Genomic DNA, 20,317 nt, shown 5'->3' with positions numbered 1-20,317 from the left:
CGTGAAAGCGCGAACACCCTGTGCTTCGATCCTTCGCGCGATGACGTACAGGCGAAGCACGCCCGCTCCCGCCAATCCCGAATCCCGAATCACGAATGCCGGTTTCATAGCGTGGTTTCCAAAATGCGCCAGCACAGTTCTTCGAAACCGATGCCGGCCTGTTTCGCCGCTTTGGGCACCAGCGAATGACTGGTCATGCCGGGTGCGGTATTCACTTCCAACAGGTAGAAATTGCCGGTGGCGCGGTCGCGCATCACGTCCACGCGGCCCCAGCCACGGCAACCCGCGGCCTGGAACGCGGCCAGCGCGATGCGGCCGATTTCGGCTTCGTCGGCGCCTTCCAGCCCGGGGCACAAGTACTGCGTATCGTCGGCGATGTACTTGGCGTGGTAGTCGTACCAAAGCCCTTTCGGCACGATGCGGATGGAAGGCAATGCCACGTCTCCCAGAACCGGCACGGTGAGCTCGTCGCCGATGACCATCTGCTCCATCAGCAACTCGCCCGGATAACGCGCCGCCAGATCCAGCGCGGCCTGCAGGTCGGCTTCATCGACCACGCGCGAGATGCCGACACTGGAACCTTCGCAGGAAGGTTTGACGATCAACGGCAGGCCGATGGCGCGGGCGGCGACATGCACGTCGTCGCCTTTTGCCAACTTCTGGTAGGCGGGCGTAGGCAAACCGACCGACATCCACACTTGCTTGCAGCGGATCTTGTCGAGCGCAAGCGCAGAGCCCAGTACGCCGGAGCCGGTATACGGGACGCCCAATGCTTCCAACAGACCCTGCAGCACGCCGTTCTCGCCTTCGCCGCCATGCAGGATGTTGAAGACCCGGTCGAATTTCTTCTGCGCCAGCGCATCGATCAGCGCGGACACGCCGTCGACGGCGGTCGCATCGATGCCGCGCGCCAGCAGCGCGTCGAGCACGTTGCGGCCCGAATCCAGCGAGACTTCGCGCTCGCTGGAGGTACCACCGAGCAGCACGGCGACGCGACCGAATACCTTCGGGTCGGTCACGACTGGCGCGGGAATTGCATACTTGCTCATTCGGACCTGCTTCCTCCAAAACCATGTGCGGCGATGTCCTGTGCGACATGGCCGATATCGCCGGCACCCATCAGCAGCAGCAGATCGCCGTCCTGCAGCACGTCGGGCAGCACGCCGGCCAGTTCGGACACCTGGCTGACCACCACCGGCTCGTTGCGGCCGCGCGCGCGGATGGCGCGCGCCAGCGATTTGGCGTCGGCGCCGGCGATGGGCGCTTCGCCGGCCGGATAGACTTCGCTCAGCACCAGTACGTCCACTTCGGAAAGCACCGCGGCGAACGCATCGAACTGGTCGCGCGTGCGGCTGTAGCGGTGCGGCTGGAAGGCGACGACAAGACGCTTGTCCGGCCATCCGCCGCGTGCGGCGGCGAACACTGCGGCGAGCTCGCGCGGATGGTGGCCGTAGTCGTCGACCAGCCGGATCTTTGCGCCGTTGGGCGTGGCGATTTCACCAAGATCGTTGAACCGCCGGCCGATGCCGGAGAACTTCTCCAGCGCATTGGCGATGTCCTGCGGCGCCACTCCCAGCTGCCAACCGATGCAGGCCGCGGCGAGCGCGTTCTGCACGTTGTGGCGGCCCGGCAAAGCGAGCTTGACCCGCACTTGCGTATCTTCGGGCAGGCGCAGCGTGAAGCGCATGCATCCGGCTTCCTGGGTCACGTCCTCGGCGCGCACGTCGGCGTTCTCGGCAAAGCCATAACTCATCACATGCCGCGGCGTGTCGGCGGCCAATGCGGCCACTTCCGGATCGTCGATGCACAGCACCGCCAGTCCGTAGAACGGCAGGCGCTGCAGGAATTCGGCGAAGGCGGCCTGGACCTTGGAGAAATCGTTGTCGTAGTTCTCCAGGTGATCGGAGTCGATGTTGGTGATGACCGACATCAGCGGATTCAGGCGCAGGAAGCTACCGTCGCTTTCGTCGGCCTCGGCCACCAGCCACTGGCCGTCGCCGAGCTTGGCGTTGGCGCCGGCGGCGAGCAGTTGCCCGCCGATCACGAAAGTCGGATCCAGCCCGCCTTCGCTCAGCACCGCTGCGGTCAAGCTGGTGGTGGTTGTTTTGCCGTGGGTGCCGGCCACGGCGATGCCGCGACGGAAACGCATCAGCTCGGCGAGCATCGCCGCGCGCGGCACAATCGGAATGCGCTGCGAACGCGCTTCCATCAGTTCCGGGTTGTCGTGCTTGATGGCGCTGGAGACCACCACGCAATCGGTGCCCAGCACGTTGGACGCGTTGTGCCCGCGCATCACCCGCGCGCCCAGCGAGACCAGCCGGCGCGTGGCCGCGTTGTCGGCGTTGTCGGAACCGGACACTTCATAGCCCAGCGTGCACAGCACTTCGGCTATGCCGCTCATGCCGGAACCGCCGATGCCGACGAAATGCACGCGGCGGAATTCCTGGGCCAGGTTGCCCGTGTGTTGCAAGCGGCGTTCGCGTGCGGCGGCCATCATCATGCTGCGCGTTCCAATGCTGATTCTTCGAGAATGATGTCGGCGATGCGTTCGGCCGCATCGGGCTTGGCCAGCGAGCGCGCGGCGTCGGCCATCGCCAGACGGCGGGCCGGATCGGCAGCGAGTTCGCCGAGCGTCCGTTGCAGATGCATCGCCAACTGGTCGTCCTGTTTGAGCAGAACGGCGGCGCCGCGTTCGACCAGATACATCGCGTTCTTGGTCTGGTGGTCGTCGACGGCGGCGGGGAAAGGAACCAGCACGCTGCCGATGCCGACGGCGCACAGCTCGGCCAGCGTGGATGCGCCCGCGCGGCAGACTACAAGGTCGGCCCAGCCATAGGCTTCGGCCATGTCGGCGATGAAGCTTTCCACGCTGGCAGCCACATTGGCTTCGGCATAGGCACGCACCGCTTCCTCGCGCATCTTCTCGCCGCACTGGTGGCGCACTTCGATCCGGAATTCCGGGAGCGCCGAAAGCGCCTGTGGCAACGCGAGGTTCAAGGCGCGGGCGCCCTGGCTGCCGCCCAGCACCAGCAGCCGCAGCGGCGCTGCGCGCCCTGCGAAACGTTGCGCGGGCACCGGCAAACTGGCGATTTCGCCGCGCACCGGATTGCCCACCGCTTCTTCGCGGGCGGGAAAGCTGCCGGGAAAGCCGGTGAGGATGCGGCGGGCGAATTTCGCCAGCACGCGGTTGGTGAAACCAGGCGCGCGGTTCTGTTCGTGCACCAGCAACGGACGACCCTGCAAGCGCGCGGCCATGCCGCCTGGACCTGCCGCGAAGCCGCCGAAGCTGACCACCGCGCGCGGCGAACGCTGGCGCAACACCGCACCCGCGCCGCGGATCGCCTTGAAGATGCGCAGCGGCGCGCCCAGCAAGGCGAGCTTGCCCTTGCCACGCACGCCGGAGATGGCGAGGGTATCCAGAGGAATGTCGTGCTGGGGAACCAAGCGCGTTTCCATCGCGCCGTCGGCGCCCAGCCAGGTCACCGGCACGCCGCGCGCGCGCAGCACCTTGGCCACGGCCAGCGCAGGGAAGATATGGCCGCCAGTGCCGCCCGCGAGGATCATCACTGGCGCGTCGCTGCGTGCGCTCATGCGATCCTCTCGAAGGTCGGTTCGACGCGCGAGTTCAGCCGGCTGGTGCCGCGTGTCGGCGCTTGCGTCGCGGTAACGGGCGCAGCCGACGCCGGTGCTTCCGCGGTCGGCGCCGCTTCGCCGCGCAGCAAAGCGACCTGGCGCTCGGCGCGATTGAGCTCGTAGGAAACCCGCAGCAGCAACCCCATCGCTACACAGGTCATCAGCACGCTGGAACCGCCCGACGAAATCAGCGGCAGGGTCAAGCCTTTGGTCGGCAGCAGGCCCAGATTGACGCCGATGGAAACGAAGCTCTGCATGCTGATCCACAGCGCGATGCCGAACGCACAGTAACCGGCGAAGTGCCTGCGCATTTCCACGCAGCGCAAACCGATATGGAAAGCGCGGCCGGCCAGTAGCGCGTACAGCGCGATCACACCGCAGGCACCGACGAAACCCAGCTCTTCGCCGATCACGGAAAAGATGAAATCGGTGTGCGCCTCGGGCAGGTAGTTCAACTTCTGCACCGAGCCGCCCAGGCCGACGCCCCACCACTCGCCGCGGCCGACGGCCATCAGCGCGTTGCTGAGCTGGTAGCCGGAACCGAGCTGGTCTTCCCACGGATTCATGAAAGAGGTGATGCGCCGCATGCGGTACGGTTCGAGGATCGCGATGAAGGCGAAGATCGGCAGGCCGATCACGATCGGCGCCGACATGCGCGGCAGATTCACGCCGCCCAGCACCAGCATGCCGGCGGTGATCGCCAGCAACAGCGTGGAAGAGCCGAAGTCCGGCTGCAGCAGCAGCAGGCCGACCAGTGCTACCGCCACGCCCAGCGGTTTGAGCATCGCCGGCCAAGTGGCGTTCACTTCGTCGCGGAAACGCACCAGGTAGCTGGACAGCCAGACGATGTAGAGCACCTTCACCGCTTCCACGACCTGGAACTTGGAAACGCCCAGGTTGATCCAGCGCCGCGCGCCGTTGACGCTGCTGCCCAGACCCGGCACGTACACCAGTAACAGCAATACGAAACACGCCAGCAGCAACCACTGGTTGTAGTGTTCGACGGTCTTGAGTTCGGTGCGCATGGCCACATAGGCCAGGCCGATGCCCAGACCCAGGAACACCAGGTGGCGGGTCAGGTAGTAGAACGGATTGCTGTCCATGGCGATCGAACTGGACGCGACCATCACCACGCCCAGCGCGGTAAGCGCCAGCGTTACCCCGAGCAGCCACGGATCGTAGCGGCCGCCGATGGCTTCCAGTCGCGTGGCCTGGCGCGGCGGATTGTTGATGGGAGCGCCGTTCATCAACGCACCTTCAACGTCGCAAGACCGACAAGAACCAGCACCACCGAAATGATCCAGAAGCGCACGATCACGCGCGGCTCGGGCCAGCCCTTCAGTTCAAAGTGGTGATGGATGGGCGCCATGCGGAACACGCGCTTGCCGGTGAGCTTGAACGAGGCCACCTGGATCATCACCGATAGCGTTTCGATGACGAAGATGCCGCCCATGATCACCAGCACCAGTTCCTGGCGCACGATCACCGCCACCGTTCCCAATACCGCGCCCAGCGCCAGCGCGCCGATATCGCCCATGAACACCATGGCCGGATAAGTGTTGAACCAGAGGAAACCCAGGCCCGCGCCGGCGATAGCCGCGCAGATGATCACCAGTTCACCGGCGCCCGGCACCTGCGGAATCTGCAGATAGGCGGAGAACACCGCGTTGCCCGAGGCGTAGGCGAACACGCCCAGCGCACAGGCCACCAGCACCGTGGGCATGATCGCCAGGCCATCCAGGCCGTCGGTCAGATTGACCGCGTTGGAGAAACCGACGATCCAGAAATACGCGATGGCGATGAAACCGATCCCGGCCAGCGGCAAGGCCACGCTCTTGATCATCGGAATATAGAACGTGGTCGAGGCCGGCACCGAAGGATCGGCGGTCATGAACAGGAAAATGCCGGCGGCCAGGCCGAAGATCGATTGCAGCAGGTACTTCCAGCGCGACTTCAATCCATTGGGATCACGCTTGACGATCTTGATCCAGTCGTCGTACCAGCCGATGGCGCCGAAGGCCAGCATCACCAGCAACACCACCCAGACATAACGGTTGCGCAGGTCGCCCCACAGCAGCACCGACAGCAGCACCGTCATCAGGATCAGCGCGCCGCCCATGGTCGGCGTGCCGGCCTTGGTGAAATGGGTCTGCGGGCCGTCCTGGCGGATCGGCTGGCCGCCCTTGAACTGGGCCAGCCGGCGGATCACCGCAGGACCCATCCATAGCGACAGGAACAGCGAGGTCAGCGCAGCCAGGATGCCGCGGAAGGTCAGGTAGCCGAACAAGCCGAACAGGCTTTCCAGCTGCTGCAGCCAGCGTGTCAATTCAAGCAGCATGCGATGCGCCCTCCCCTGTGGACAGCAATGCCGTGACGATGCGATCCATCGCGCTTCCTCTCGATCCCTTGACCAGGCAGCGCAGGGTTTTCGGATCTGCGGCCTGCGACAGGTCGACGCGCAAGGCATCGGCCAGTTCTTTATGCGTTTCGAAACTGCGCGCGCCTTCGCCAAAAGCCAGCGCGGCGGCCGCACTCAGCGGCCCCAGCGTGTACAGGCGGCGCAGACCTGCAGCCTTGGCCTTGCGCCCGACATCGGCATGCAACGCTTCGCCTTCATCGCCCAGCTCGCGCATGTCGCCCAGCACCAGCCAGGCCTCGCCACCTGCCGCAGCCAGCGTGTCGATGGCCGCAACCAGCGAACCGGGATTGGCGTTGTAGCTGTCGTCGATCAGCACGGCGCCGTTGGCCAGCACGTGCGCGACCTGACGGCCGGGCACCGGCTTGCTCGCGGCCAGCCCCTCGGCGATCGTCGCCAGGGCCACGCCGCTTGCCAACGCAAGGGATGCGGCGGCCAATGCGTTGAGCAGGTTGTGGCGTCCGGGCAACGGCAGTTCGACGGCCGCCTCGCCTTGTGGGGTGACCAGTTGGAATCGCGAGCCATCGACTCCGGCCACGATGTTCCGCGCAGTGACATCGGCGGTGGAATCCAGGCCGAAGCGCAGTATCTTCCGGCCCGCTGCGAGACCAGCGAAGTATTCGGCGAACGCGTCGTCGGCGTTGATCACGGCCACGCCGTCGATGGCCAGCGCCGAATGGATCGCGCCCTTGGTCTGGGCCACGCCCATCAAGCTGCCCATGCGCTCCAGGTGTGCGGCGGCGACGTTGTTCACCAGCGACACGTCGGGAGTGATGATGTCGGTCAGGTAGGCGATATCGCCCGGCTTGCCGGCGCCCATTTCGTAAATGGAGAAATCCGCGTCGTCCGGCGCATCGATCACCGCCAGCGGCAGCCCGATCTCGTTGTTGCGGTTGCCGGGATTGAAATAAGTGTTGCCGGCGCGCTGCAAAATCGCCACGGTCAAGGCCTTGACGCTGGTCTTGCCGTTGCTGCCGGTGATGGCGATGGCTTTGCCGCCGCGGTCCAGCTGCAGGCTGGTCGCGATGCGCGCCAGCGCCAGCTGGGTGTCGGCAACGACGATCTGCGGCAGTTCCACTTCCACCGGGTGGTCGACCATCAATGCGGCGGCGTTGCGCATGGCTGCGTCGTAGGCGAAATCGTGGCCGTCGAAGCGCTCGCCGCGCAGCGCGACATAAAGGCTGCCCGGCATCAGGCTGCGCGTGTCGTTGGTCAGCGTGTCGACCAGCAGATCCTCGCCATGCAATTCGCCGCCGGCCCAATGCGCTAGCAGCGACAGTGGAAGCCGCTTCATGCGTGCACCTCCAGGCATTGGCGGGCGACCGCCGTATCGTCGAACGGGTGACGCACGCCGGCGACTTCCTGATAGGGCTCATGGCCCTTGCCCGCGATCAACACGATGTCGTCAGCTCCGGCTTCTCCGATCGCGCGGGCGATCGCCTGGGCGCGGTCGCGCTGCACGGTCACCGAATCGGGCCTGGCGAAACCGGCCAGGATGTCGGCGACGATCGCATCGCCGTCTTCGCCGCGCGGATTGTCGTCGGTCACAATCACCCGGTCGGCCAACCGTTCCGCGCAGGCGGCCATCAGCGGGCGCTTGCCCACGTCGCGCTCGCCGCCGCAGCCGAACACGCAGATCAGTCGCGCAGGCGCGTGGTCGCGCAGGCTGGCCAGCGCCTGTTCCAACGCATCGGGCGTGTGCGCGTAGTCGATCACCACCAGCGGCCGCTGGCCATCGCCGCCCAAACGGTTCATGCGGCCATGGATGGGCTGCAGTTTCGACAGTGTGCGCGCGATGTCGGCCGGCGCATCGCCCAGCGCATGCAGCGCGCCGGCCACCGCCAGCAGGTTGTCGACGTTGAAACGGCCCAGCAGCTTGGACTGGACGCCGTAGCAATCGTTTTCGACCGTCAGGTCGAAAGCGATGCCGTTCGCGTCCAGGCGCAGATTGCTTGCGCGCACGCTGGCCTGGGCTTCGTCGCGAGAGCTCAAACCAATTGCGCGGAGGTCTTTCGGCAGCTGCGCGATCAGCTGGCGACCGAACGCATCGTCGAGATTGATCACCGCTGCCTGCAGTTCGGGCCAGGCGAACAGCCGCGCCTTGGCCGCGCCATAGCCGGCCATGTCGCCGTGGTAATCAAGATGGTCGCGGGTAAGATTGGTGAACACGGCGACATCGAAATGCACCGCATCGACGCGGCCCTGATCCAACGCATGCGAGCTCACTTCCATCGCCACCGCCTTGGCTCCCGCATCGCGCAGCTGCGCCAGCAGCGCATGCATCTGCAGCACCAGCGGCGTGGTGAATCCGGTCGGAACGACTTCGCCGTAGAGCCCGGCGCCCAGCGTGCCGATGCTGGCCGCACGCAGGCCGCGCAGATGCCAGGCCTGCGCCAGCAGTTGCACGGTGGAAGTCTTGCCGTTGGTGCCGGTGACGCCGACCATCGACATGTCGCGCGACGGGCGCGCATGGAAGCGGTCGGCCATTTCGCCCATGCGCGCACGCAGGCCGGGCACGGCGATCGCATCGGCGGGCACATCGAATTCGGCCGGTGCCGGCGGTTCGAACAGGATCGCGCTGGCGCCTGCGGCCTGGGCTTGTTCGACAAAACCCAGACCGTGCGCGCCGAATCCGGCGATGGCGACGAACGCATCGCTCGGCTCAATGTGGCGGCTGTCCAGGACCAGTCCGCGGATCACGATGTCGCGCGGAATCTCCATCTCCGGCAACAGATCGGCCAGGGCCATGGCGCGCCTCATTGCACGTCACCCGGCAGCGGCACGGGCAGCGCGGCATGTACTTCGGCGGGCGCGGCGGCGGCCGGCACGGCGGCAGGTCCGCGCTTGCCATCGGCCTTTTCCTGCGCCGCGATCCAGGTTTCGATGTCGTCCGGCGGCACGTCCATCAAGCGCAACGCGCCTTCCATGACGTTGTGGAAGACCGGTCCGGCGACCAGACCGCCGTAGTAGGAACCCTGGCTCGGCTCGTTCACCACCACCGCCATGGCGAAGCGCGGATTGTCCACCGGCACTACGCCAGCGAAGAACGACAGGTACTTGCGCGAATAACCGCCGCCTGAGGCCTTGCGCGAGGTGCCGGTCTTGCCAGCCACGTGGTAGCCGAGGATCGCAGCCTGGGTCGCGGTGCCGCCGGGTTCGGTCACCGTCTGCATCATCTTCAGCACCTCGGCAGCGATCACCGGGTCGAGGATCTGCTTGGGCTCGTTGCGCTCGCCCTTGACGAAAGTCGGCTGGATCGCACGTCCGCCGTTGGCCAGCGTCGCGTAGGCGTGCGCGACCTGCAGCGGGGTCACCGCAATGCCGTAGCCGTAGGACATGGTCTGCTTGCTGGTGCCGCTCCACCGATTGGGCGCGGGGAACAACCCGGACGCTTCGCCCGGGAAGCCGCTGCGGGTGCTCTGGCCGTAACCCATCTTGCGGAAGAAGTCGTAGAACTGGCGGTTTTCCAGCCGCTGGGCGATCTTTGCGGCGCCCACGTTGGAGCTCTTGCGAATCACGCCCGTGGTGTCGAGCACACCGTAATTATGAGTGTCCGTGGTGCGGTACTTGCCGTTGGGCATCCAACCCGGATTGGTATTGAATATCGTCGCGGGCGTAATCACGCCCGCTTCCAGCCCGGCGGCGACGGTGAGCGGCTTGGCGGTCGAGCCGGGCTCGAACAGATCGGTCACCGCTCGATTGCGGTGCGCGTCCGGCTTGCCCAACGAAGTCGAGTTGGGATTGAACGTGGGCAAGTTGACCATGGCCAGCACTTCGCCGGTAGCCACGTCCAGCACCACCGCAGAACCCGCGGTAGCCTCGTGGGAGATCAGCGCGTTGCGAAGCTCCCGATAGGCCAGGTACTGGATGCGGCGATCGATGCTGAGAGTCAGATCCTTGCCCGGCTGCGCCTGGCGGACCAGGTCCACGTTCTCCACGATGCGGCCGCGGTTGTCGCGGATCACCTTCTTCGCGCCCGGAGTGCCGCGCAACCATTCGTCGAACGCCAGCTCCACGCCTTCCTGGCCGCGGTCGTCGATGTTGGTGAAGCCCAACACGTGCGCCATCGCTTCGCCTTGCGGATAGAAGCGTCGGTACTCGCGCTTGGAGTACACGCCGGGCACGCCGTGGGCCAGAATCTTCTTGGCCTCGTCCGGGTTGATCCGGCGCTTGAGGTAATAGAACTCTTTTTCCGCGCGCTGGCTGACCCGGCTGGTCAGCGTGTCCAGCGGCTCGCCCAGGGCGCGCGCCAGCTCCGGCAAACGGTCCGGGGCTTTCAACAACTCCTGCGGGTCGCACCAGATCGATTCGACCGGGGAAGACACCGCCACCGGCTCGCCGTTACGGTCGGTGATCATGCCGCGCGAGGTCGGGATCTCGATGTTGCGCACGAAGCGCTCGTTGCCTTCGCGCTGGTAGAAATCGCGATTGACCAGCTGCACGTAGGCGGCGCGGCCGATCAGACTGACCGAGCACAGTCCCAGCGCGCACACCACCAGCAGCACCCGGCCGCGCAGGTTGAAGCGTGCGCGGTTGCGGCCGCGCGGAGCCTGGTTGTTCTTGTCGCGGCTCTTCATGGGCGCACCACCACGACGTCGGCGGCTTCCGGAAACTTCATGCCCAAGCGCATGCGCGCGATCTGGTCGATGCGGTTGCTCTCGGCCACGGTCGCCTGCTCCAGCTGCAGGCGGCCGAATTCGATATTCAGTTCGTCGCGCACCTTCTCCAGCCGCGACAGTTCCACGAACAACAGGCGGTGGCGATGACGCGCATAGACCACGCCGATCGCCGAGGCGATGCTGCCCAGGATCAACACCACCAGCAGGAAGCGGCTCATGCGGCCACCGCCAGCTTCTCGGCCACCCGCAGCACCGCGCTGCGCGCGCGCGGATTGGCCGAAGTCTCCGCGGCATCGGCGCGCTGCGCATCGCCGATGGCCTTGAGCGTGGGCACGAATACGTCCAGCTCCGGCAGGCGGCGATTGGCCGGAGGCGCCTTCGCGTGCTTGGCGATGAATCGTTTGACGATCCGGTCTTCCAGCGAATGGAAGCTGATCACAGCCAGGCGGCCGCCGGCCTTCAGACGGTCGAGCGCACCGTCAAGACCCGTTTCCAGATCGGCCAGCTCGCGATTGATGTGGATGCGGATGGCCTGGAAGCTGCGCGTGGCCGGGTTGATGTCGTGCTTGCCGCGTCCCACCACCGCTCCCAGCAGATCGGCCAGATCCGCGGTACGGGTGAACGGCTTTTCGGCGCGGCGCGCGACGATGGCCTTGGCGATGCGCCGGCTCAGCCGCTCTTCGCCATAGGTCCAGAGCACGTCGGCGATCTCGGCTTCGTCGGCGCGCATCAGCCATTCGGCCGCGCTCTCGCCGCTGTCCGGGTCCATGCGCATGTCCAGCGGACCGTCCTTGCCGAAGCTGAAACCGCGTTCGGCCACATCCAGCTGCGGCGAAGAGACGCCGAGATCCAGCAGGATTCCGTCGAGCCCGGCGGCGGTCGCCTCCCATTGGGCGAGCGTGGCGAAACTGCCGCGGCGGATCGTCACGCGCGCATCGCTGGCGAACTCTTGTTCGGCGTGGGCGATCGCTTCGGGATCCTTGTCCATCAGCAGCAGCCGGCCTCCCGGGCCGAGTTTTTGCAGCACGCCGCGCGCATGTCCGCCGCGCCCGAAGGTGCCATCCAGGTAGGTTCCGTTCTCTTGCACCTGCAGCCCTTCCATGACCTGCTCGAACATCACTGGCAGATGCCGCGCGGGAAGGTGGCCGGCCTGCGCTTCGCCGCGCACCCGGGCACCGCCCGTCACAGCTTCAGGTCGAGCATGTGCTCGCTCAGATCGTCGTCGGACAAGGTCTGACGGATCTGCGCGTGATGCGCCTGCTCGCTCCACAATTCGAATTTGTCGCCCATGCCCAGCAGCACGGCTTTTTTCTCGATGCCCACCGCGCTGCGATGGCTGGCCGGAATGCTGATGCGGCCGTTGCCGTCCAACTCCACCGGAGTCGCCGCGCCCACCAGCTTCAATTGCAGGTTGCGGTGCGCACGCTGGGTGCTGGGCAACGCATTGACCGAATCGCGGACGCGCTGCCATTCCTTCTCGGGGTATAGGTACAGGCAGCCCAGCTCGAAAGGGTTGTAGGCGATCACCAGCCGGTTGCCGCATTCGCGCGCGACAAGCTCGCGATAGGCGGTGGGCACCGCCAACCGGCCCTTGTCGTCAACTGTGATGGCGGTCTCACCTTGGAACACGACCCCTGCACCCACGAAATCCGCTGGAAGGCGGCAATTGAACCACGAAAAACCACTAATAACCCGGTTTTCCCTCTGGTGCCCACCTTAGCACCGGCCGGAAGGTTGTCAACAGGGAAGGCAGGAATAAATCAGCTTGTACTTCAATGGCTTGCGGCATACTTCACAAACTTGTTCAAAGGTTATCCACAACATGCTGTTTAGTCTCAAATTTTGAGATTGGGCATGGATTCAGGGCCGTGGAAGGGATGTGAACAACTCTCGTATCATTCAGCATTGAGATTGTTCCGCTGGTCAGGGACTGCGCAAGGATCGAAAATCGGGGGCATGTGCTTGGTCGCCGTCGCCTGGAAAGTCCACCCCCGCTGGCGGCTGCTGATGGCCGGCAATCGGGATGAATTCCATGCCCGCCCCACGGCCCCGCTGGCGCTGTGGCCGGAGCCGGCCGGCATCCGGGCCGGCCGCGATCTGCAATCCGGAGGCACCTGGGTAGGAATCGAGACACGCGGGCGCGTCGCCGTGGTCACCAATGTGCGCGATCCGCTGGCGCAGACGATTTCCGGACCTTCACGCGGGGCGTTGCCGGTGGGTTTCCTGCAAGGCATCGACCCCGACGCGGCTCGCCATGCCCGCGACCTTGCGGCAAGCGCGCGGGACTATTCGCCCTTCAATCTGCTGATCGCCGATGCGGATTCGTGCGAATACATCGGCAACCATCCGGTGCTGGAGCATCGCACTATCGCGCCAGGCATCCATGGCATGTCGAACGGCGGCTTCGACATTCCATGGCCCAAGACGCAACGCCTGTGCGAGGCGATGCTCAAATGGTCGGAAACGGACGCGACCGATCCACAGCCGCTATGGCGTGCGCTCGCCGACGAACATCATGCCGACGACGCGCAGCTGCCCGACACCGGCATAGGCCTCGAACTGGAACGCAAACTCTCCCCTGCTTTCATTCGCGACCCCATTTACGGCACCCGCGCCAGCACGATCATCGCCATCGATTACGAAGGACGCGGCTACATCAGCGAACGCAGATTCGGCCCGGATGGCGTTTTCGAAGGCGAAAACGCGCTATTCAACGACGCGCGATTCGAAGGGCATCGCCTACATGCGAGTGCAAGCCCGTTCCGGCGAACGACGGCGGAAATTCCCAGGCCGACACGGTCTGCGCGCGTCGGGGACGTAGCCCCGACCTACGGAAGCGGATCGATTGTGTAGGTCGGCCCTACGCGGCCGACGCTCGCGCGGGTCAGGCATGCAGCAGAGCGCGTCGCACACCGCCACAATCAGCGGAGCAATAGCCCCCTTTAGTAAAGGGGGCGCCGCGACAGCGGCGGGGAATTGGGCGCACAAGCCGGGGCCCGAAACTTGCGAAGCAAGTTTTGGGGCTTTCATCGAAGCAAAGCGAAGATGAAAGCGGCGGAGCCGGCCGATAAGCCGGGTTCTGTCTTGGACAGTCATTCCTCTAGGCGCAACGTCGCCGTTACGCTCGAGCAACCTACCCGGACCCGACGCGGGCCGCGTCATGAGGTCCCTATTTGGTCTTGCTCCCGGTGGGGTTTGCCGTGCCGGTCTGTTGCCAGACTCGCGGTGCGCTCTTACCGCACCATTTCACCCTTGCCACGCGTTCCGAAGAACCGTTCGGCGGTATCTTTCTGTTGCACTTTCCGTCGGCTCGCGCCGCCCAGGCGTTACCTGGCACCGTGCCCTGTGGAGCCCGGACTTTCCTCGGCACCCTTGCGAGTGACGCGACTGTCTGGCCGACTCCGCCACGTGCATTGTCGCACGCATGCGCCGATTAGCCCGCAAACCAGACCGATACCGCACCGCCCAGACCCAATGCCAGCACCACCAGCCACGCAGGCAGCTTCGCCCACATCAGCGCGGCCACGCCCACCACCACCCATGCGGCATCGCGCCAGTCGCGTACCGCCGTGGTCCACAGCGGGTCATAGAGGGCGGCCAGCAGCAGGCCCACCACCGCCGCGTTGACTCCCGCCAATGCCGCCTGCACACCGCGTTGCCGGCGCAGCCGCGACCAGAACGGCAGCACTCCCAACACCAGCAGGAAGGAAGGCAGGAAGATCGCGAGCAAGCCCAGCAGGCCGCCGATCCATCCGCCCGGCCCTGCGGACATCGCTGCGCCCAGAAACGCGGCGAAAGTGAACAAGGGACCGGGCATCGCCTGGGCGGCGCCGTAGCCTGAAAGGAATCGATTGATGTCCATCCAGCCGGGCGACACCACTTCGGCCTGCAGCAGCGGCAGCACCACATGACCGCCACCGAAGACCAGGGCGCCGCTGCGATAGAACGCATCGAACACCCGCAAGTTGGATGAAGAGAAATACTGCGCGGCCAGCGGCAACAGCAATAGCAGCGCAAGAAAGCACGCCAACATGGACAAGCCCATGCGCGTGGACAACGAAATCGCCAGACCGCTGCCTTCTGCCGGCTCGGCCACTCGCCGCAGTGACAGGCCCACTACCGCGCCCAACACGATGACGCCCACCTGTACCCACGCCTGCGGCCAGTACAACACCATCGCTGCAGCGGCCACCGCCAGCAGCACACGCGTCGAATCGATGCAGAACAGGCGCGCCATGCCCCACACCGCCTGCGCCACCACGGCCACGGCCACCAATTTCAATCCGTGCAGCGCATCCGCGGGCAGCGCCGCTCCCCAGCGCGTCAACCCGAGCGCGAACAGAATCATGAGAACCGCCGATGGCAGAGTGAATCCGCACCATGCCGCCACCGCACCGCGAATTCCCGCACGCGACAAGCCGATGGCCATGCCGACCTGACTGCTGGCCGGCCCGGGCAGGAACTGGCACAGCGCGATCAGTTCGGCGTATTCGCTTTCGCTCAACCAGCCTCGGCGCGCGACGAATTCATCGCGGAAATAGCCGAGGTGCGCGATGGGGCCGCCGAATGAAGTCAGCCCCAAGCGCAGGAATACGCGGAAAACGGCCCAGGCTCCTGCCCCCATCTGCCCGCCAGGAGAGGCCGGCCCCTGCATGCCGATCAGTCCGCTCCGCCCTGCCCGTACAGCGCCTTGCGCGGCGCGCCGCTGATTTCGGCCGCCAGCTTGGCCGCTGTCGAAGGCGGCAGATGCTCGCTCAACTTCGTGTACAGGCGCCTGCCTTCGATCAACTGCGCTTCCTCGTCGTCGCCAGCGCCCTGCACCATCACCACGAACTCGCCCTTGCGCTGGTTGTCGTCGGCTTCCACTCGCGCATGCAGCTCGGCCAGCGTGCCGTCGAGCACCGTCTCGAACATCTTGGTCAGTTCGCGCGCGATCACCGCCGTGCGGTCGTCGCCGAACACCGCGCGCATGTCGGCCAGCGATTCGGCGATGCGGTGTGAGGATTCGTAGAACACCAGCGTGCGGGTTTCGCTGGCCAGGCGGCCCATGCGTTCGCGGCGCGCGGAAGATTTGGCCGGCAGGAACCCTTCGAAGGTAAAACGGTCGCTGGGCAAGCCGGCCACGCTGAGCGCGGCGATGGCGGCACATGCGCCGGGTATGGGGCTGACCCGCAAGCCCGCGGCGCGCGCGGCACGGACCACGCGATAGCCGGGATCGCTGACCAGGGGCGTACCCGCATCGCTGACCAGCGCCAGCGAGTCTCCGCCGGAAATGCGTTCGACGATGCGCTCGGACATCGCTTCTTCGTTGTGCTCGTGCAGGGCCAGCAACGGCCGGTCGATGCCGAAATGGGACAGCAGCTGGCGGGTGTGGCGCGTGTCCTCGGCGCAGATGCCCGCGACCGTCTTCAATGTCTCCAGCGCCCTCGGCGAAAGGTCGGCCAGGTTGCCTATCGGGGTGGCGACGATGAACAGCGTTCCAGCGGACATGTGCGTTGGCTTCCTGAGGCAATGGGCTGAACGCAGTCCCGCGCCGCCGAAGGTACAATCCTAGCCGGTTCCCACGTACAGCCGCTGAGCAAACCCATGGATAAGCGATTCGGAAGGATGCGTCCCCTCAATACTGCCGCCCTGTTGCTGCTGGCTGCGCTGTTCGCAGGCTGCGCCACCACCAACGTGAGCGGCCCGACCGCTACCCGTGAGGCCACCGGCGCGTTGAAGGAAGCCGCGGCCCTGGCCCGCAACGATGTCGCGCTGACCGGCCAGGCCAAGATCGACAACGCCCGCCAGATCGAGCGCCTGCTGGCCGGTATCGACAACGCGACCCTGGCGCGGGATGCCGCCAAATTGCCGGTCGGCGATCCGCTGTACGCCTTCGCAGGCCGCGCGCTGCTGAATCGCGGTCTGCCGCTGCCCCGTCCTTTCGACCGCAGCGCGCAGTGGCGTTTCGACCTGAACAATCGTCCGGCCGCCGAGCGCGACGGCTACCGGCCGCCGGTCAAGCTGGCGGTACTGCTGCCGCTTTCGGGACAACTGGCCACGGCCTCTGCGCCGGTTCGCGATGGCCTGCTGGCGGGTTACTACGGCGAAGCCCGCCGTCGCCCGGAAATCAATTTCTACGACACCGCCGGTACGCCCGCCGGCGCGGTAGAGGCCTACGGCAAAGCTGCTGCGGCCGGCGCGGATTTCATCGTCGGACCGCTGGGTCGCGATGAAGTGACCGCGGTGTTCCGCGACACCAACCTGTCGGTACCGGTGCTGGCGCTGAACCGCGGTGCGGCGGCCCCGCCGTCCGGCAATGCAGGCTTCTCGCTGGCGCCGGAAGACGACGGCATCATCGCCGCCGAGTACCTGCTCAGCCGCGAACGGCGCACCGCGCTGGTGATCAACGGCAACGACGACAACGGCAAGCGCGCGGCCAACGCGTTCCGCGAACGCTTTACCGAACGCGGCGGTACGGTCGTCGAGGCGATCAGCGTGAGCGACGCTCCGGGCAGCATTGCCGCGAATCTGGCCAACGCCTCGCAGCGCGGCGTCGATGCGGTGTTCCTGGCATTGAAAGGCAGCGTTGCCCGCGCGATCGCCCCACAGTTGGCCATGGCCGGCCTGGGCGGCAAGAGCCGCGTGGCCACTTCGCAGTTGATTTCCGGAACCGGCAAGCCGGAACAGGACAGCGCGCTGGACGGCATCGTTTACCCGACCGAAGTGTGGACGGCGCGCGGCATCGGCGGCCTGCCTGCCGCCAGCAGCATCGGCGCCACCCTGCCGACCGCACGCGGACCGGCAGCGCGTCTTTTCGCCTTCGGCTACGACGCATGGTTGCTCACCGCCTATCTGGAAAAGCTGGCGACCGGCGACAACGCTGAAGTGAAAGGCGCCACGGGTGTGCTCAGGCTCGACGGCTTCGGCAACGTGATCCGCACGCCGGCCTGGTCCACCTTCAATGGCGGACGCGCGGCGCCGATCGCCGGCGGTGACTGAGCGCGCTGCGCTGGATCGCAGGACGCGCGGAAATCTGGCTGAAACGGCCGCACGCGACGCGCTGGTACGCGCCGGTCTGCGCGAGGTGGCCGCCAACGCGAACTATCGCGGCGGCGAGTTGGATCTGGTGATGCTGGACGGCAGCGGACGCGACGGCGATACGCTGGTATTCGTCGAAGTCCGCTATCGGCAGTCGAGCGCCTTCGGCGGCGGTGCGGCTTCAGTGGATGTCGGCAAGCGCCGCAAACTGGTGCACGCCGCCCAGAGCTTCCTCGGCCAGCATCGGCAATACAGCAACCTCCCTTGCCGGTTCGATGTGGTCGAAGCCGATGGCGATCCGCAAGCGCCGCGGATCAACTGGCTGCGCGATGCGTTTCGCGCAGATGATGTCTAGCGGAACGCACGCGAAGAAGCGCAGCCCAAGTCCGGCTCGTGGCGAGCCTGTCGAAAATCCCGTGGGAGCGCCGTCTCGGCGCGAGCTTTTCTGTTCTACCTAAGCGAAAAGCTCGCGCCGAGACGGTGCTCCCACGATATTCGGTTGGTCAGATGTCACGCGAAATGTTCGTAGCCCCGGCTAGGTGGTTTCCATTCCTGCCTCTCTGCCTCGAAGGCGCGAACGCCCTGCCCTGCGACGATGCAGCCGATGCGCGTTGCGGAAACGTCGGTGAAATCCAGCGCCTGCACGATAAGATCGCGATCGCGCGGGGAGGCCATGAAGCACAACTCGTAGTCGTCGCCGCCGCAAGCTTGCCAGCGCCAGCGTTCTGCGGATTGCACCGCTGCCAGTTCCGCCGAGACAGGCAGGTCCGCCAGATCTATTTCCGCGCCCACGTCGCTGCGTTCGCAAACGTGCGCCAAGTCCGCGAGCAAACCGTCCGAAATATCTATGCAGGCATGCGCGAGTGCGGACAATCGCAGGCCCGCGGCAATGCGCGGCGTGGGCCGGTCCAGACGCCGACGCAACGACACGGGGACTTCGCGCCTTTCCAGCAACGCTTCAAGAGCCGCCGCCGCATCGCCCAGCGTTCCCGTTACCCACACATCGTCGCCCACCTGCGCGCGGTCGCGGCGCAATGCGCTCCCCTGCTCGACCAGGCCCATCGCGGTAACCGAAATCGACAATGGTCCGCGCGTGGTGTCGCCGCCGACCAATCCGATTCCGTATAGGTCGGCAAGGTCCAGGAATCCATCCAGGAAAGCATCGGCCCAGCTTTCGTCGGCTTGCGGCAGCGACAACGACAAGGTGCACCAGGCGGGCGTCGCGCCCATCGCCGCCAGGTCGGACAGATTGACCGCGAGCGCTTTCCAGCCGATATCGGCGGGCGCGGTGGCTTCAGGAAAATGTACGCCGGCATTGAGGGTATCGGCCGTCACCACTAACTCATGGCCCGGCGGCACCTGCAGCAACGCGGCATCGTCGCCGATGCCCAGCGCCACGTCGCCTCGTTGGCGAACGCGGGCGCGGATGCGCGAGATCAGGTCGAACTCAGTGATATCCATGGCTTCCAGCATATCGTCTGCGAAGGCCATGGAGGCCTGTCTGCTTTCCGCGCGCGTTATCTGGCCGCGCTGAACTCCGGAGTGCGCCAGTCCGCGGCGGCCTTGTCCAGCACGCCGTTGACGTAGGTGTGCCCGTGTTCGGAGCCGAAACGCTTGGCGATTTCGATGGCTTCGTTCAGCACCACGCGATACGGCACGTCGAGGCGGTGGATCAGTTCGTAGGCCGACAGGCGCAGCACGGCGCGCTCGATCGGGTCGACTTCCTCGACCGGCCGATCGAGATAACCGACCAGTGCTTCGTCCAGGCTTGCGCGATGCTTGACCACGCCGCGCACCAGATCGTCGAAATATTCCAGATCGGCGATCTCATGCGCCTGCTCGTGCGCGAACTGCGCGATCACCTGCTCCACCAGACCTCCGGACATCTGCCAGGCGTACACGGCTTGCAACGCGCGACGGCGCGCGCGCGCGCGGGTGACCGGATCTACGCCATCGCGACGGCCGTCCTTGCGCGGGTTACGGTTCATGCCAGTTGCTCCAGCAGCTGCGCCATTTCGATGGCGGCCAAGGCGGCTTCCTCGCCCTTGTTGCCGTGGCTGCCGCCGGCACGCACTTCGGCGTCCTCGATACGCTCGACCGCCAACACTCCGTTCATCACCGGGATGCCGAAGTCCAACGACACCCGCATCAGCCCTTCGGCGCAACGGTCGGCGACGTGTTCGTAGTGGCGCGTGTCGCCGCGGATCACGCAACCCAACGCAATGATGGCCGCATGCTGGCTGCCTGCGGCGATACGCGCGGCGGCCACCGGAATTTCCCAGGCGCCCGGCACGCGGATCACATCCACTGCGGCATCGGCCACGCCGTTGCTGGCCAGGCTCTGGCGCGCGCCGGTGACCAGCGCATCGGTGATGCGCGGATTCCAGCGGCTGGCGATGATCGCGAAACGTGCGGCTTCGGGAGCGCGCAATTCGCCTTCGTAATGGGGCATGGGCAGGTACCTGATGGGGCGGCAAGTTTAGCAGCCGGGGAAAAGCGACGCTTCAGGCCTCCCCCTTTGAAGACGCCTCAGGCCTCCCCCTTTGAAAAAGGGGGATTGAGGGGGATTGAGGGGGATTTGCTCTTGGCGCCAAAGCAAGATCAAGAGCAAATCCCCCGTAGCCCTCTT

The 20,317-nt window shown here is 65.9% G+C and carries 17 protein-coding genes, 1 other RNA gene and 2 pseudogenes; 3 read left to right on the top strand and 17 right to left on the bottom strand.

Translation table 11 applies throughout. The features are described from left to right. Positions 1-104: 104 nt before the first annotated feature. Genes BLR66_RS12475 through mraZ form a run of 11 tightly spaced genes read right to left on the bottom strand, consistent with a single transcriptional unit; the run spans position 105 to position 12,297 of the window. Entirely contained in the window at positions 105-1,049 is a 945-nt protein-coding gene (locus tag BLR66_RS12475; RefSeq protein ID WP_093286880.1) for a D-alanine--D-alanine ligase, read from the bottom strand. Continuing rightward, positions 1,046-2,497 (bottom strand): UDP-N-acetylmuramate--L-alanine ligase, encoded by a 1,452-nt coding sequence (murC, locus tag BLR66_RS12470; RefSeq protein ID WP_093287878.1) that lies wholly within the window; start codon positions 2,495-2,497, stop codon positions 1,046-1,048. The genes BLR66_RS12475 and murC overlap by 4 nt, the downstream gene beginning before the upstream one ends. Continuing rightward, positions 2,497-3,591: an undecaprenyldiphospho-muramoylpentapeptide beta-N-acetylglucosaminyltransferase gene (gene murG, locus BLR66_RS12465; RefSeq protein ID WP_343123922.1), complete on the bottom strand. Its 1,095-nt coding sequence runs from the start codon at positions 3,589-3,591 to the stop codon at positions 2,497-2,499. Before murG ends, murC begins: the two co-directional genes overlap by 1 nt. Next, entirely contained in the window at positions 3,588-4,865 is a 1,278-nt protein-coding gene (gene ftsW, locus BLR66_RS12460) for a putative lipid II flippase FtsW (RefSeq protein ID WP_093287872.1), read from the bottom strand. Before ftsW ends, murG begins: the two co-directional genes overlap by 4 nt. Before the next feature lie 14 nt (positions 4,866-4,879). Next, complete coding sequence (mraY, locus tag BLR66_RS12455) at positions 4,880-5,971, bottom strand: phospho-N-acetylmuramoyl-pentapeptide-transferase (RefSeq protein WP_093286876.1); 1,092 nt, start codon at positions 5,969-5,971, stop codon at positions 4,880-4,882. Continuing rightward, positions 5,961-7,343: a UDP-N-acetylmuramoyl-tripeptide--D-alanyl-D-alanine ligase gene (murF, locus tag BLR66_RS12450; RefSeq protein ID WP_093286871.1), complete on the bottom strand. Its 1,383-nt coding sequence runs from the start codon at positions 7,341-7,343 to the stop codon at positions 5,961-5,963. The genes mraY and murF overlap by 11 nt, the downstream gene beginning before the upstream one ends. Continuing rightward, positions 7,340-8,797, bottom strand: a complete 1,458-nt coding sequence (locus BLR66_RS12445) for a UDP-N-acetylmuramoyl-L-alanyl-D-glutamate--2,6-diaminopimelate ligase (protein ID WP_255402525.1) — start codon at positions 8,795-8,797, stop codon at positions 7,340-7,342. Before BLR66_RS12445 ends, murF begins: the two co-directional genes overlap by 4 nt. 8 nt (positions 8,798-8,805) lie before the next feature. Next, positions 8,806-10,626, bottom strand: coding sequence for a peptidoglycan D,D-transpeptidase FtsI family protein (locus BLR66_RS12440; protein ID WP_093286863.1), 1,821 nt, complete (start codon positions 10,624-10,626; stop codon positions 8,806-8,808). Beyond that, the gene (gene ftsL / locus BLR66_RS12435; RefSeq protein ID WP_093286859.1) at positions 10,623-10,886 is read right to left on the bottom strand and encodes a cell division protein FtsL; all 264 of its coding nucleotides are present in this window, start codon (positions 10,884-10,886) and stop codon (positions 10,623-10,625) included. The genes BLR66_RS12440 and ftsL overlap by 4 nt, the downstream gene beginning before the upstream one ends. Continuing rightward, positions 10,883-11,836 (bottom strand): 16S rRNA (cytosine(1402)-N(4))-methyltransferase RsmH, encoded by a 954-nt coding sequence (rsmH, locus tag BLR66_RS12430; protein WP_093287869.1) that lies wholly within the window; start codon positions 11,834-11,836, stop codon positions 10,883-10,885. The genes ftsL and rsmH overlap by 4 nt, the downstream gene beginning before the upstream one ends. Positions 11,837-11,850: 14 nt before the next feature. Continuing rightward, positions 11,851-12,297, bottom strand: a complete 447-nt coding sequence (gene mraZ / locus BLR66_RS12425) for a division/cell wall cluster transcriptional repressor MraZ (protein ID WP_093286856.1) — start codon at positions 12,295-12,297, stop codon at positions 11,851-11,853. Positions 12,298-12,624: 327 nt separating this feature from the next. On the opposite strand from mraZ, the pseudogene BLR66_RS12420 reads away from it, so the two are divergent. Continuing rightward, positions 12,625-13,368: pseudogene (locus BLR66_RS12420) on the top strand (NRDE family protein); the annotation flags it as partial. A 352-nt stretch (positions 13,369-13,720) separates the two neighbouring features. On the opposite strand, the gene rnpB reads toward BLR66_RS12420, so the two are convergent. From rnpB to rsmI, 3 genes are all read right to left on the bottom strand, one after another. Continuing rightward, an RNA gene (gene rnpB / locus BLR66_RS12415) (RNase P RNA component class A) lies at positions 13,721-14,071 on the bottom strand. 30 nt (positions 14,072-14,101) lie between these two features. Beyond that, positions 14,102-15,292: a chromate efflux transporter gene (gene chrA / locus BLR66_RS12410; RefSeq protein WP_093286847.1), complete on the bottom strand. Its 1,191-nt coding sequence runs from the start codon at positions 15,290-15,292 to the stop codon at positions 14,102-14,104. Positions 15,293-15,327: 35 nt separating this feature from the next. Next, positions 15,328-16,158 carry a 16S rRNA (cytidine(1402)-2'-O)-methyltransferase gene (rsmI, locus tag BLR66_RS12405; RefSeq protein WP_093286844.1) on the bottom strand — a complete coding sequence of 277 codons (831 nt, stop codon included), beginning with the start codon at positions 16,156-16,158 and terminating at the stop codon, positions 15,328-15,330. Between the two features lie 210 nt (positions 16,159-16,368). Here rsmI and BLR66_RS12400 point away from each other — a divergent pair. Both BLR66_RS12400 and BLR66_RS12395 read left to right on the top strand, forming a co-directional pair. Further along, a pseudogene (locus BLR66_RS12400) lies at positions 16,369-17,649 on the top strand (penicillin-binding protein activator); the annotation flags it as partial. Further along, positions 17,612-18,043 (top strand): YraN family protein, encoded by a 432-nt coding sequence (locus BLR66_RS12395; RefSeq protein WP_093286835.1) that lies wholly within the window; start codon positions 17,612-17,614, stop codon positions 18,041-18,043. The pseudogene BLR66_RS12400 and the gene BLR66_RS12395, both read left to right, overlap by 38 nt. Before the next feature lie 155 nt (positions 18,044-18,198). Here the strand turns inward: BLR66_RS12395 and thiL are convergent, their stop codons facing one another. From thiL to ribH, 3 genes are all read right to left on the bottom strand, one after another. Further along, a complete protein-coding gene (gene thiL / locus BLR66_RS12390; RefSeq protein ID WP_093287866.1) occupies positions 18,199-19,143 on the bottom strand; it encodes a thiamine-phosphate kinase in 945 nt (314 codons plus the stop codon). A gap of 62 nt (positions 19,144-19,205) precedes the next feature. Beyond that, positions 19,206-19,676 (bottom strand): transcription antitermination factor NusB, encoded by a 471-nt coding sequence (gene nusB, locus BLR66_RS12385; protein ID WP_093286833.1) that lies wholly within the window; start codon positions 19,674-19,676, stop codon positions 19,206-19,208. After that, positions 19,673-20,140 (bottom strand): 6,7-dimethyl-8-ribityllumazine synthase, encoded by a 468-nt coding sequence (gene ribH / locus BLR66_RS12380; RefSeq protein WP_093286829.1) that lies wholly within the window; start codon positions 20,138-20,140, stop codon positions 19,673-19,675. Before ribH ends, nusB begins: the two co-directional genes overlap by 4 nt. Positions 20,141-20,317 lie beyond the last annotated feature (177 nt).

Source organism: Pseudoxanthomonas sp. CF125 (assembly GCF_900104085.1).
Lineage (GTDB): Bacteria > Pseudomonadota > Gammaproteobacteria > Xanthomonadales > Xanthomonadaceae > Pseudoxanthomonas_A.
The sequence above is the reverse complement of the archived record's forward strand: the minus strand, read 5'-3'. Positions and strand labels throughout refer to the sequence as shown.